Origin of the sequence: Enterococcus haemoperoxidus ATCC BAA-382 (assembly GCF_000407165.1) — a bacterium.
GTDB classification, from domain to species: Bacteria; Bacillota; Bacilli; order Lactobacillales; family Enterococcaceae; genus Enterococcus_L; species Enterococcus_L haemoperoxidus.
The window spans coordinates 1,788,231-1,801,940 of record NZ_KE136479.1 but is presented as its reverse complement, the minus strand read 5'-3'; the positions used below and the strand labels follow the sequence as shown (position 1 = coordinate 1,801,940).

Sequence of the window (13,710 nt, the reverse complement as noted above, 5' to 3'; positions counted from 1 at the left end):
GATGGATAAGACTAAAATAATCCTCATTATCATCTTTTTTTCTTTTCTTTTTTTGAGCAAACTGTTATCCTAATTCGAGGGATTTTATCTAAGAAAGTAAACATAGAAGCTAGATTAAGGACTGAAGGATTTTTATATGAGGGGAAGGTCTTGGATGAGAAAATGGGTTATTCCATATAAACAAAGTGAAACATTGAAGAAGTTTGCTGTTATTTTTGTTACTGGGATTTTAGTAGCGATCAGCTTGAACTTTTTTTTGATACCAGCCAAAGTTTTTTCTGCTGGAATGAATGGTGTTGCCCAAATTATTGCAACGTTATTACACACACATCTTGGGATTACGATTGATACAGGTCTTTTTATTTTGCTATTAAATATTCCAATTTTTGTGTTAGGATTTATGAAACTTGGAAAAGAATCAACGATATACAGTTTTTTAAATGTAGCGTGGGTTTCACTGACAACTATTTTGATTCCAATCGAAGTGATCACAACGAATCCGTTGATGAATGCGATTGCTGGTGGCGTGCTGATTGGGATTGGTGCAGGCTTATCGCTTAAAATGGGCTTTACAACGGGTGGAATGGACGTTATTTCATTAGTTCTATCGAAGACGACTGGGAAAACTGTCGGCAATTATATGTTTATGTTGAATGGAATCATTGTGGCAATAGCTGGTTTTGTTTTTGATTGGGAAAGTGCGTTATATACGATTATTTCGATTTATTGTATGACTCAAGTGGTTGATACGATCCATACTAGTCATCAAAAAGTTACTGCGATGATTGTAACAGTTCAGCCTGAAGTTGTGACTCAGGCAATTTCAAAACAGATGATTCGTGGGATGACCTTGCTACCATCGATGGGCGGATATTCTGGCGTTGAAGGACGAATGATCATGATGGTGATCACACGTTACGAACTGTATGATTTGGAGCAAATCGTTTATGAAGTTGATGAAAATGCTTTTATGAATATTATTCCTACGCATTCTGTATTAGGACGATTTGCAAATGAAGATGAACAACGGATCTTTAAAAGTACGGGGAGTTTCCCTGAATTAAAGAAAAATAAGAAAAAGTAAAGAACCTATCTGAGTTGTGAGAACTGATTTCTTGCAATTCAGATGTTTTTTTATTTTTTGAAAGTGTTAGAAAGCTTGATTGATACAAAACGGGGAATGTTTAAATTTGGACTTTGATGGATGATTGATAATTAAAAATACTGGTTTAAAATCAATAACTTAAAATATATTTCGGATTTATGGGATGAAATCTGCAATAGTTTTTGTTTAAAAAAATAACTTTTTGATATAAAATTAGTTTTGAACAAAAATATCAAGGAGTGATAAAGTGAAAAAGAAAAAGTTAATAAGGGTTGCTTTAGTGATAGTTGGTTTATTACTTGGTGGAGTAACAACAACGGTGAACGCTGAGAAACAAACGAAGCGTATTTATGAATCAGATTATGCATATGTACCAAGTCCTGCTCTGAGAAATGCTTTTGCGGGAGCTACTATTCATCATTTAGAGGAAATGGGAGAAGAAAATAGAGCGAACGATGCTCAAGAACTTTTGGATAATTATGGTTTAATTAAGAAAAGTGATATGAAATATTTGGATGTCGTGGAAACAGAGTTCTTTGACGAAGATACATCCTTAGAAGGGGCACAATATGTTGAAAATGCCAAAGGAGTTTATATAGAATTTGGAAATATTTCTGATTTTCGCCCGTTGTCAAATTTAACTAAAGTAGAAGAACTTGAAATAGGAGTTGGGGGTTCAATACCAGATTTATCAGATTTTTCTAAATTAACTAAAGTTAAAAGGATAAACATACAACTTTATGCTAATAAAAGCGTTATGGGAGAAAAAGGTAGCGGAATTACTAACAACTTGGCATTGCTTGATATTTCAGCGCTGAATAACATGCCAAATCTTGAAAATGTACGGATAGAGACTAGAGGTAAGTTGCAACCAATTGTTTTGAAGAAAGGTATGACTAGCTATCAGATGATCGATCCAGTTACTTTATCTAAACAATTCGAAGGAGCAGAAATTCAGTATTTTGCTGGAAGCGTGGAAGATGGAGTTTTAAAATGGACGGACATTGAAAATCCTAATGAAGAAGAGGGTTATGAAGGTGAAGAGTTTCTTGAATTTAGTTGGGAAATCAAGAAAGGTAATTTTTCTTACAAAGGTGACGCAGAAATCCCAATTATCTGGAAATAGACAAATAAACGGAAGTAAGCACAAAGAATACGGGTTTTATAATTTTGTGTTAGTTTGACTTCGATTAAAAAATTTCATAATAATTTTTAAAAGAGTGAAGGTATTATTAAATAGCCCTTCATTCTTTTTTTGGACAAAATGCAGTAAGTGTCTGCACTTTTGTGAAACTATGGACAAAAGTTTTCTGAAAAAGTCAGTTTTAGTAGAAAAGTACTAAAAAGTCTGCTAAAATATAACTGTTGGTTAAGGATAGCCTTAACAAATAAAGTTTTTTTAAAACTTAGGAGGAATTTTATTATGCCATTAGTATCAGGAACAGAATTTCTTAAAGCAGCTCGCAAAGGCGGCTACGGTGTCGGAGGATTCAACACAAACAACCTAGAATGGACAAAAGCGATTCTTGAAGCTGCAGAAGCTAAAAAAGCGCCAGTTTTGATCCAAACTTCTATGGGTGCAGCTAAATACATGGGCGGATACCAAGTATGTTACGATTTAGTAAAAGACTTGATCGATTCAATGGGCATCACTGTACCAGTAGCTCTTCACTTAGACCACGGTGAATATGAAGATGCATTAGAATGTATCGAAATCGGCTACACTTCAGTTATGTTTGACGGATCTCACTTACCATTTGAAGAAAACATCGAAAAAGCAAAAGATGTTGTTGCTAAAGCACACGCTAAAGGCGTTTCTGTAGAATGTGAAGTTGGTTCGATCGGCGGCGAAGAAGACGGAATCATCGGTTCTGGCGAATTAGCTGACGTTCAAGAATGTGTACAAATGGTTGCTACAGGTATTGATTACCTAGCATGCGGAATCGGAAACATCCACGGTTCATACCCAGACAACTGGACTGGATTAGCATTTGACCACTTACAAGAAATCGCTGACGCTGTTGGTGACATTCCATTAGTATTACACGGTGGATCAGGTATTCCTTTAGAACAAGTTCAAAAAGCAATCTCAATGGGCGTTTCTAAAATCAACGTTAACACTGAGTGTCAAGAAGTATTTGCAGCAGCAACTCGTAAATACATCGAAGAAGGCAAAGATCTTGAAGGTAAAGGATTTGACCCTCGTAAATTATTAGCACCAGGAACAAAAGCTGTTACTGAATTAGTAGAACAACGTATCGAATGGTTCGGTTCTGCTAACAAAGCATAATTAATTTTATAATTAATACTAACTGAAACTACAGTAAATCTGTTGTTTCAGTTTTTTTGTTTCTAAAAAGATCGTTTGCATCTATATTTTCGTTCAAAAATGTTAAAAAATAAGTTGAAATCATGTAAATGAAGAAAAATAACCTAATGCGAATAACTGTTGGCTTTTTTATTGTTCCTTAATGTGTTAGAATAGTTTGGGTATATTACAAAAAAATAAAACTATTTGTTTTACATAGATAGGTGAGAATAATAAATGAAAAAAATCGTAATCAATGGCAATCGTCCATTAACTGGAGAAGTATCGATCAGCGGAGCAAAAAACAGTGCAGTAGCTTTGATTCCAGCAGCTATTTTGGCTGATTCGCCCGTAACATTAGATGGTGTACCTGATATTCAAGATGTACATTCATTAATTGAAATTTTAGAAATTATGGGTGCTAAAACAACATTTACCGACAATACACTCGTTATCGATCCAACAGAAATCGTTTCCGTTCCGATGCCTAAAGGCAAAATCAATAGTCTTCGTGCTTCCTATTACTTTATGGGCTCATTACTAGGTAAATTTGGTGAAGGAGTCGTTGGACTTCCAGGTGGCTGTTACCTTGGACCGCGTCCAATCGATCTGCATATCAAAGGATTTGAAGCACTTGGTGCTCAAGTAACAAACGAACATGGGGCCATGTATTTAAGAACAGAAGACAGACTTCATGGAACGAGAATCTTTATGGATATGGTTTCGATTGGCGCTACGATCAATGTGATGTTAGCGGCTGTTAAAGCAGAAGGCAAGACAATCATTGAGAATGCAGCTCGCGAGCCAGAAATTATCGATGTTGCAACTTTATTGAATAATATGGGAGCAAACATTCGTGGTGCAGGTACAGATATTATTAGAATCGAAGGCGTTGAAAAATTACACGGCTGCCGTCATTCGATCATTCCTGACCGAATTGAAGCAGGAACTTATTTAGCCTTAGCTGCAGCAATGGGTGAAGGCGTAAAAGTTCGTAATGTGATTTATGAACATCTAGAAAGTTTTATTGCTAAATTACAAGAAATGGGCGTAAAAATGACGATCGAAGAAGATATGATCGAAGTACACCCCTCTCATGATTTAAAAATGACAACAGTTAAAACCTATCCTTATCCAGGTTTTGCGACAGATTTGCAGCAACCGATCACTCCTTTGATGTTAAAAGCCAAAGGTACAGGTGAAGTTATTGATAGCATTTATGCACAACGGACTAAACATATCCCAGAACTTGTGCGAATGGGTGCAGATGCATCGATCGAAGGAAATATGATTGTCATTAATGGCCCGACACAATTACATGGTGCAGAAGTTGTGGCTTCAGATCTTAGAGCTGGTGCTTGTTTGGTAATCGCTGGGTTGATGGCAACTGGCACAACAACAATTTATAATGTTGAATACATTTTACGTGGCTATGACCACATTATTGAAAAATTAACTGCACTTGGTGCGGATATCCAAATGATTGAAACAGAAGAGGAAATCGAGGTGGCTAAATGAGTGACTATTTAACAATGGCGGAGCTTGAGAATAGTACATTAAAAGATATTTATTCCTATGCTAAAGAGTTCAAGATCCCTTATTATAGTCAAATGAATAAAAAAGAGTTATCTTTAGCTGTTATTAGAGCACAAGCTGAGAAACAAGGTTTTTTCTTTATGGAAGGGATTTTGGATATTGTTTCTCAAGACGGCTATGGTTTTTTACGACCAATCAATTATGGACCTAGTGCAGAAGATATCTATATTTCATCTTCTCAAATTCGCCGATTTGGTTTACGTAATGGCGACAAAGTAGCCGGGAAAGCCAGACCTCCAAAAGAATCAGAACGTTATTATGGCTTGATGCATGTTGAAAGTGTCAACGGCAAAGATCCAGAAGAAGCAAAAGAACGTCCACATTTCCCAGCATTAACACCGCTGTACCCCGAAAAACAAATCAAATTAGAAACAACGCCAGGTAGATTATCGACACGCATGATCGATATTTTTTCTCCTGTTGGTTTTGGACAACGAGGACTAATCGTGGCTCCTCCAAAAGCAGGTAAGACAAGCGTGTTGAAAGAAATTGCTAACGGTATTTCAGAAAATTACCCAGATGTAGAATTGATTTTACTGTTGATCGATGAACGTCCAGAAGAAGTGACAGACCTAGAGCGTAGTGTTAAAGGCGATGTAGTTTCTTCAACTTTCGATCAACAACCACAAAATCATACACGTGTTTCTGAATTAGTCTTGGAGCGTGCAATGCGTTTAGTTGAAGATAAACGAGATGTTGTTATTTTGATGGATAGTATTACGCGTTTAGCTCGCGCTTACAACTTAGTAATTCCAGCAAGTGGTCGTACATTAAGTGGTGGGATCGATCCTGCGGCTTTTTATAAACCTAAGCGCTTCTTTGGTGCTGCTAGAAATATTGAAGAGGGTGGAAGTTTGACGATTCTTGCCACAGCATTAGTGGATACAGGAAGTCGAATGGATGACGTTATTTTCGAAGAATTCAAAGGAACTGGGAATATGGAGCTGCATTTATCTCGTGACTTGGCAGACCGCCGTATTTTCCCTGCAATCGATATCAAAAAATCTGGTACACGTAAAGAAGATTTGCTAATGTCGGCTGAGCAGTTAGAAGAAACTTGGAAGTTGCGTAATCATATGACAGGTGATTCTTTAGAATATACAGAGCAATTCGTTAAGTTTTTACGTAAAACAAAAAATAATCAGAAGTTCTTTGAAGATTTCCATGATGTTTCGTTTGGCAGACAAGCGAAAAAAAATACTAAAAGATAATTGCATCGATAAACGAATCATGCTATTATAGTACTGTTGTATACCGACAAATAAACTCTGATGCAGCAAATGGATCAGGGCAAAGGAGCGAAAAGACTATGAAACAAGATATCCATCCAGAATATCACCCAGTTATTTTTATGGACTCAACTACAGGCTTTAAATTTTTATCAGGTTCTACTAAGCACTCTGATGAAACAGCTGAGTGGGAAGACGGAAACACTTACCCAGTGATTCGTGTCGAAGTAACATCTGATTCTCATCCATTCTATACTGGTCGTCAAAAATTTACACAAGCAGACGGACGTGTGGACCGTTTCAACAAAAAGTATGGTATCAAAGATACCAACGCAAACCCAGAAGGTTAATTCAAACAGCAATGGTTATAAGACCCAACTCATTTATGAGCTGGGTCTTATTTTTTTTACTATTTGAAAACGGCTATAGTCTAGTGTTTAAGAAATACTGGTTTTTTACTTAAGTGAAGGGGTTATTAGTATGAATTATTCTTTTATTTTTGTAAACTTTAATGAAGTATTAAGTAACTATTGAGGAGGAGTCGTTATGACGTGGTATAAAATGACAGCGGAGCAAGTGTTAACAGCATTACAATCTAGTCTAAATGGGCTCGACAGATCTGTAAGAAAAGCGAAACAAGAAGAAGGAAGTAACACTCTTTCTAAAGAAAAAGAAGCGAGCAAACTGAAAAAGTTTTTTCATCATTTTCATGATTTGCTCATCTATGTATTGCTTGTATCTGCAGTATTAAAAGGAGTCAGTGGTGATTTTATTGATATGGCGATTATTTTACTGGTGGTTATCATCAATGCAGTTATCGGTTATGTACAAGAAGCAAAAGCTACTGACTCTTTAGATAGTCTTACCTCTATGATGAGCTCGGAAGCGGTTATTTTAATAGAAGGGGAAAAAGAAACAGTCAAAGCTGAATCTTTAGTTACAGGAGATATTGTCTATTTAAGCCCAGGAGATATCGTTCCAGCCGATCTTCGCGTGATTGACGCATATAACTTAGTGATCGATGAAGCTATTTTAACAGGTGAATCAACTCCTGTTGAGAAAAGTAATCGCACTCTTGAAGAAGAGGAAGATTTGGGTGACCATATAAATATGGCTTATTCCGGGACATTGGTCAATAGTGGGACGGGTAAAGGAATCGTTATTCAAATCGGCGATCAAACAGAGATCGGTAAGATCAATCAGCACTTGAAGAACGTAGGGACGAATGAAACACCATTGATCAAAAAGATGAAGCTATTGAATAAACAAATTTTTCTGTTTTTAATGGCGTTGATCCTCTTTCTTGTTGTGTTCAGTTTGTTTTTCCGTGAGTTATCGGCAAGTGAATTACTTTCGTCTATGATTGCTTTAGCAGTTTCAGCTGTGCCAGAGGGGTTACCAGCTGTTTTATCTATTATTTTATCAGTGGGGGTGACACGAATGGCACGCCAGCATGCGATCATCAAGAAAATGCCGGCTGTTGAAACATTAGGTAGCATGGGAGTTATCTGTTCTGATAAAACAGGAACGCTAACCAAAAACGAAATGGCAGTTGTCGCACTCGTTACTGCGAAAGAAACAATTGATACAACTTTAGAAGAAGTAGAAGTAGCTTCTATTCGGCAGGTGGAAAAAGATGAATCTGTAAGAAAAATGGCAGAAATTGCTTCTTATTGTAACGATACCAAAATCACTTATAAAAACGGTGTAAGGGAAGTGATTGGTAATCCAACAGAAGGTGCTTTGCTAGACTGGGCTAATCATACTGCACTTGTTGAAGAAGAACACGATATTAGCAAAATTCCATTCGATTCATCATACAAGTACATGGCTACACTAGTCGAGATTCAAGATAAACGTTATATTTATTTGAAAGGTGCGCCAGATGTTCTATTGAATATGGTGGACTATCAGTTAGCTGATGAAAGTACCGAAACGTTTGAAGAAGGATATTGGCAGCAAAAAATTAGCCAACAAGCTACCAAAGGACAACGGATTTTAGCAGCAGCTTTTAAAGAAGTAACGAAAGCTCAAACAACCCTTGCTCATGAAGATCTACAAAGTGGGATGATTATTGCTGGATTATTCGGCATTATCGATCCGCCAAAAAAAGAAGCGATCGAAGCAGTTCGAAACAGTCGCAAAGCGGGAATTTCAGTAAAAATGATTACAGGAGATCATAAAGATACTGCGGTGGCAATAGCGAAAGAAATTGGCCTTGAAAATTATAATAATGCCTTAGTAGGAAAAGATATTGAACAGCTTAGTGACGATGAACTAGCAGATATTGTTTTAACCAATGATGTCTATGCTAGAACAACGCCTGAGCATAAATTGCGCTTAGTTCACGCAATTCAAAAAAATGGGCAAATCGTCGGGATGACAGGGGATGGAGTTAATGATGCACCAGCACTGAAACAAGCAGATATCGGTATCGCTATGGGAATCAAAGGGACTGAAGTGACCAAAGCTGCAGCAGATATGGTTTTAGCAGATGATAATTTTGCAACTATCACCTTAGCAATCAAAGAAGGTAGGCGCGTTTATGAAAACTTGAAAAAAACAATTTACTTTTCTTTGCCGACGGCTTTTGCACAAGGGTTATTAGTAGTTGTGTCCTTATTATTAGATAGACCGCTACCGTTGACCTCTGTACAGATTTTATGGCTGAATATGGTGACCACGATTACGTTATCCTTTGCATTAGGTTTTGAGCCATTGGCAAAAAATGGAATGGAGCAACCTCCACGTAATCCTAGGGAAAATATTTTAGATAGATATGCTGTTTTCCGTATCGTTTACGTGTCTCTTTTATTAGCCGCTTTAGGTTTTCTCGTTAATGTATTCTTAGAAGGACGTAATGCGTCTGAAGCTGTTATGCAGACGACATTGATTACGACGATTGTGTTTGGTCAAGTTTTTTATATGATCAATTGCCGGGAAATTTACCAGTTTTCGATTAATAAAAGTATACTTTCAAATAAAGTTTTATGGTTGTCACTACTGATTTTATTTATTTTACAAGCATTGTTGATAGTTACACCAATCATGCATCTAGCATTAGGAACAGCCGTTATTGGTTGGCCTTATATAAAATTGGCGTTACTTTCAGGAATTTTTGTATTCATAGTCGTAGAGTTTGAAAAACAAATAACACGAAAGTTGAAAAGGTTATAGTATTTAATAAAAAAATGACGAGGTATTCCGTTCTGTTTATTCGAAATGGAATACCTCGTTTTTTATCGAATCAAAAAAGATTCACGTTGCTAAAAGAGAAACGCATTTATTTCATTAAGTGCAACTTGACAAAAATATTGTAAACTTAAACAAAAGTAGTTTAAAATGAGCGTTGAAGAAAAAAATAGCGTCAAAGATGATAGAATAGTATTAGTTCACTGTGTTGGAAAATCGATTTCAAACGGAAGAGAGATGAAAGTATTGAAAATCAGCAATCAAAAATTTGGAGAAAATGCTATTTTGTATTCGCTTACGAACGATAATGGTTTGACAATGAATGTCACAGACTTAGGCGCCAGAATCGTTGATTTGATCGTACCAGTTAATGAAGAAAAGCGTAATATTGTGTTAGGTTTTGAGACTGGGGAAGAATATCTGGCTAAAGATATGTATTTTGGGGCAACGATCGGACGTGTTGCTGGAAGAATCAAGCATGGTTCGTTCTCAATTAATGACCAAAACTATCAATTACCCGTTTCTCCCGAAAATGGCCATACGTTGCATGGTGGGGCTGAAAGTTTTGAGGCAAAGATTTGGGAAGTTGAAATAGAAGAAAAAAGTAACCATATTTCTGTGGCATTTTCTTATGTGAGTTCAGATGGAGAAAATGGTTTTCCAGGAGAGTTAAAAGCTCATGTAACGTACACATTAACAAACGAAAATGAATGGATCATCGATTATCAAGCTGAAACAGATCAACCAACGTTATATAATCCAACAAATCATGTCTATTTTAATTTGACAGGTGATGTTACACAATCAGTTGGTGAGCACGGGTTATTTGTGGATGCAGACCGATTTGCAGTGGTAGATAGTTATACAACTGTTACGGGTGAATTACGCTCAGTTAAGGAGACTCCTTTCGATTTTAGAAAATCAAAGAGCATGAATCAAGTTTTTGAAACTAGTTATGATCAAAACACTTTGGTCAATGGGTTGGATCATCCATTTATGTTGAATCAAACTGGTTTTAATAAACCACAGGCAATTATTACGGCACCAAAAAAAGATCTTTCCGTTGAGATGTATACTGATCAACCAGCTGTAGTCATTTTCACAGCGCAGTTTGGTGAAACTGGCCCCGAGGTTCGAGGTAAGAAATTAGTCAATCATGGTGGACTCACGTTAGAGACTCAGGTTAGTCCTGGAGCCATTGAATTTGAAGACTTTGGGGATATTATTTTGTATCCAGAAAACGCATATAAAAGTCGCACAATTTTTAAAATTAATTGAATCAAAATATAGGATCATAGAAAAGACAATTGAGTGTGCAAAGATGAAGAAAAAATTTTTAGGCAGTATCGAAGCAGGCGACACAAAATTTGTATGTGGTTTTGGGAATGATGATCTATACATTATTGAAAAAGTAAGTTTTCCTAAAAAAAGTGAAGACAATGGCGTTAGTAATTGCGCCAGATGTGATGATTTTTGGTGGTGGCGTGATGAAACGGTGTCATATGCTAGAAAAAATTTGTCGTGAATTTGAAAAATTGTTCTAATGGTTTTGTGAAAACACCACCATTAGAACAATATATTGTGATGCCAAAATTAGAAGATGATCCAGGGACGATTGGTTGACTGGCATAAGCTAAAAAAGAAATGGAAAACAACTAAACAATAAGCAATCAAGAAATGCATGTTATATTGTTTTATATTGTTTACTTCTAGATAAATATATGGTTTATTTTAAACGTTCGTCATGCATCAACTGAATTTGTATCCCAAATGGATCTTCTAAAATTCCATACGCACCACTAAAAATATTTTGATTCAGCGGTACGATGATTTTAACTCGATCATCTGACGTTAGATTAGAATAAAAAGTTTGAATTTCAGCTAAATCGGCACTTTGAATACACAAAGAAAAATTATTGCCGACTGTATAGAGCTGGCTAGAATCCATTGCATCTTCAGCAATCATGATTTTAGTCTGACCGATTCTTAAAACTGAATGGGAAATCAACTGTTTATTTTCCTCTGTTAATTGAAAGGTCTCGTCTCTTTTTGCCATATCCTCATACGTTACGACGAGTAATTCTTCAGCACCTAGATGCTTTTTATAAAAAGTTAAAGCCTCCCAAGCACGTCCATTCATGGATAAAAATACCGCAATTTCTAAAGTCATATCAATTCCTCATTTCTTTTATTTTCTTTCCACTTTTAGTATACTTTTTAAAGGTATCAAAACATGATACTTTTAGGAGGGGTTATGAAAAAAGCAGAACGAATAAATGATATGATTCTTTTTTTAGCTGATAAAAATAGTTTCAATTTAAAAGAACTGATAGAACGATATAGTATTTCAAAAAGCACCGCATTAAGAGATATACAGTCTCTTGAAGAAATTGGTTTGCCGATTTATTCGGAACTTGGAAGATATGGCAAGTATCAGCTATTAGATACCCGTATAGTGGCTCCTGGGTTGTTTACGAAAGGTGAAATTTATGCTCTTTATTTTGCTTTGTTAACACTAAAAGGCTATCGATCTACTCCTTTTAACATGGAAAGTAGCACCCTTGAATTAAAATATAGTCAGGTTTTACCAGAGAAATTACAGCAAGAGCTTTTGTTAATGCGCAGAATCATCATGCTTGAACAAGTCAACCATAGTAACGCGAGTCAGTATTTAAAAGAAATCGTTGAAGGAATCCTTCATGAAAAAGTTTTTAACGTTCAGTATGCAAAAAAACAAGAAATCGTGTCGATCAAGGCTCAATTTGTACAGCTTTCATCTAAGTTTGGTCAATGGTATGCTAGAATTTGGAATAATGAAACACAACAAATTCGTGTCATTCGTTGCGATAAAATCATGTCACTTGAAGAAGAAAACACCCAAGCGGCGTTATCACTTGAAACACTGCTAGAAAAAGCCGAAACCTTTTATCAAAGCGAAAAAAAACTGTCATTTTCAATCAAAGTTAATGAAAAAGGCAAAGATATTTTCTCTAAGGAAAATTACCCCTCAATGTCAATCCAAGTATCTGAGGGAAATTATCTCATTAATGGTTATTATCATAAGACAGAAGAGGAATTTATTACGGATTATTTCCTTCGTTTTGGAACAGCCATTATACAAATAGAGCCAATTCAACTTAAGGAAAGTCTATTAAAAAAAGCGTCATCTCTTGCTGAATATTTGTATCAGTTATAACGTTTTGTAAAGTGACAAATGACATAAAAGATGTTAAAATGAAATTCACTTACAAAAAGTAAGTGTATTGGTAGATAACTTATTTTAAAAAAATGGAAAAGGAGGAGTAAAAATGCATTATCTATTTGAAAAAGGTGCTTCGTATGGGAAAAAATTATTATTACTTCACGGAACTGGCGGTGATGAAACGTCATTAGTGGAGATTGCTCGCTATTTAGATGAAGAAGCAACAGTATTGTCTTTTCGTGGGACAATTCAAGAATCGGGGATGAATCGATTTTTTAAACGCAATGGATTAAATCAGTTTGACTTAGTTAGTCTGGAAGAAGAAAGTGACCGACTCATTCAGATGATCTTATCAGTTAGTGAGAAAAAAGGGATCCAGTTAGAAGAATGGGTCATTGTTGGTTATTCAAATGGGGCAAATATTGCAGCTCATATCTTATTAGAGCGCCATTTTGCTATTAAACAAGCAATTTTACTTCATCCAATGTCCTTAGGTGTTGATAGCCAGAATTTTCCACTTTCAGATAAAAAAATCTGGCTATCCGTGAGTGAAAATGATCCCATCGTATCTAAGGAAGCGTCAGATCAATTGATTCAACAATTAAAAAATAGGCAGGCGACGGTTACCATTATGCCCACTAATTCAGGTCATCAAATAACCATGGATGAAATCAATCAAGCAAAACGGTGGTTGAGTGAGCTCTAAAGTATTCAGTGATAAAAAACAAAGCGAATCGTTTGTAGCATGTCAAAAATGATGCTATGCTAGTTATGTAATATAAATTAACTAGGAGGTTTTTCACATGGCAGATTTAAATGGACGCGTAAATGATGCAAAAGACAAAGTTGAAGGAACAGCTAAAGAAGTTCAAGGTAAAGTAACAGATGATAAAGGCAAAGAACTTGAAGGCAAAGCGCAATCAGCTTTTGGCGATGTAAAAGACAAAGCTCGTGATGCCGGTGATGATATCAAAGATGGCGCTGAAAAACTTGGCGACAAAATCAAAGAAGGTTTTGAAGATATCAAAGAAAAATTCCATAAACATGATGATAAATAAATGAACTATAAAAAAACAGC

12 protein-coding genes and 1 pseudogene are annotated in these 13,710 nt (G+C 36.0%); 12 read left to right on the top strand and 1 reads right to left on the bottom strand.

Features of this window, described 5'->3' with window-relative positions; genetic code table 11:
- Positions 1 to 154: 154 nt before the first annotated feature.
- The 9 genes and pseudogenes from I583_RS08345 to I583_RS17130 all read left to right on the top strand — a co-directional run.
- Complete coding sequence (locus I583_RS08345) at positions 155 to 1,084, top strand: YitT family protein (RefSeq protein ID WP_034682845.1); 930 nt, start codon at positions 155 to 157, stop codon at positions 1,082 to 1,084.
- 268 nt (positions 1,085 to 1,352) lie between these two features.
- The gene (locus I583_RS08340; RefSeq protein ID WP_010760932.1) at positions 1,353 to 2,231 is read left to right on the top strand and encodes a hypothetical protein; all 879 of its coding nucleotides are present in this window, start codon (positions 1,353 to 1,355) and stop codon (positions 2,229 to 2,231) included.
- 297 nt (positions 2,232 to 2,528) lie between these two features.
- Positions 2,529 to 3,395, top strand: a complete 867-nt coding sequence (locus I583_RS08335; protein ID WP_010760933.1) for a class II fructose-bisphosphate aldolase — start codon at positions 2,529 to 2,531, stop codon at positions 3,393 to 3,395.
- Between the two features lie 255 nt (positions 3,396 to 3,650).
- Positions 3,651 to 4,931 carry a UDP-N-acetylglucosamine 1-carboxyvinyltransferase gene (locus I583_RS08330; protein WP_010760934.1) on the top strand — a complete coding sequence of 427 codons (1,281 nt, stop codon included), beginning with the start codon at positions 3,651 to 3,653 and terminating at the stop codon, positions 4,929 to 4,931.
- Positions 4,928 to 6,220 (top strand): transcription termination factor Rho, encoded by a 1,293-nt coding sequence (gene rho, locus I583_RS08325; RefSeq protein WP_010760935.1) that lies wholly within the window; start codon positions 4,928 to 4,930, stop codon positions 6,218 to 6,220. The genes I583_RS08330 and rho overlap by 4 nt, the downstream gene beginning before the upstream one ends.
- Positions 6,221 to 6,318: 98 nt before the next feature.
- On the top strand, positions 6,319 to 6,588 hold the full coding sequence (locus I583_RS08320; protein ID WP_010760936.1) for a type B 50S ribosomal protein L31: 270 nt from the start codon (positions 6,319 to 6,321) through the stop codon (positions 6,586 to 6,588).
- A gap of 196 nt (positions 6,589 to 6,784) precedes the next feature.
- Positions 6,785 to 9,415 carry an HAD-IC family P-type ATPase gene (locus I583_RS08315; protein WP_010760937.1) on the top strand — a complete coding sequence of 877 codons (2,631 nt, stop codon included), beginning with the start codon at positions 6,785 to 6,787 and terminating at the stop codon, positions 9,413 to 9,415.
- Positions 9,416 to 9,667: 252 nt separating this feature from the next.
- On the top strand, positions 9,668 to 10,708 hold the full coding sequence (locus I583_RS08310; protein WP_034683259.1) for a galactose-1-epimerase: 1,041 nt from the start codon (positions 9,668 to 9,670) through the stop codon (positions 10,706 to 10,708).
- A gap of 43 nt (positions 10,709 to 10,751) precedes the next feature.
- Positions 10,752 to 10,853, top strand: a pseudogene (locus I583_RS17130) (fructokinase); the annotation flags it as partial.
- A gap of 303 nt (positions 10,854 to 11,156) precedes the next feature.
- Here the strand turns inward: I583_RS17130 and I583_RS08300 are convergent.
- The gene (locus tag I583_RS08300; protein WP_010760940.1) at positions 11,157 to 11,600 is read right to left on the bottom strand and encodes a VOC family protein; all 444 of its coding nucleotides are present in this window, start codon (positions 11,598 to 11,600) and stop codon (positions 11,157 to 11,159) included.
- Between the two features lie 84 nt (positions 11,601 to 11,684).
- Between I583_RS08300 and I583_RS08295 the strand changes: the two genes are divergently transcribed.
- The 3 genes from I583_RS08295 to I583_RS08285 all read left to right on the top strand — a co-directional run bounded on the left by I583_RS08295 (position 11,685) and on the right by I583_RS08285 (position 13,690).
- Positions 11,685 to 12,626, top strand: coding sequence for a helix-turn-helix transcriptional regulator (locus I583_RS08295; protein ID WP_010760941.1), 942 nt, complete (start codon positions 11,685 to 11,687; stop codon positions 12,624 to 12,626).
- A 112-nt stretch (positions 12,627 to 12,738) separates the two neighbouring features.
- The gene (locus I583_RS08290) at positions 12,739 to 13,338 is read left to right on the top strand and encodes an alpha/beta hydrolase (RefSeq protein ID WP_010760942.1); all 600 of its coding nucleotides are present in this window, start codon (positions 12,739 to 12,741) and stop codon (positions 13,336 to 13,338) included.
- A 97-nt stretch (positions 13,339 to 13,435) separates the two neighbouring features.
- The gene (locus I583_RS08285) at positions 13,436 to 13,690 is read left to right on the top strand and encodes a CsbD family protein (RefSeq protein ID WP_010760943.1); all 255 of its coding nucleotides are present in this window, start codon (positions 13,436 to 13,438) and stop codon (positions 13,688 to 13,690) included.
- Positions 13,691 to 13,710: the final 20 nt, after the last annotated feature.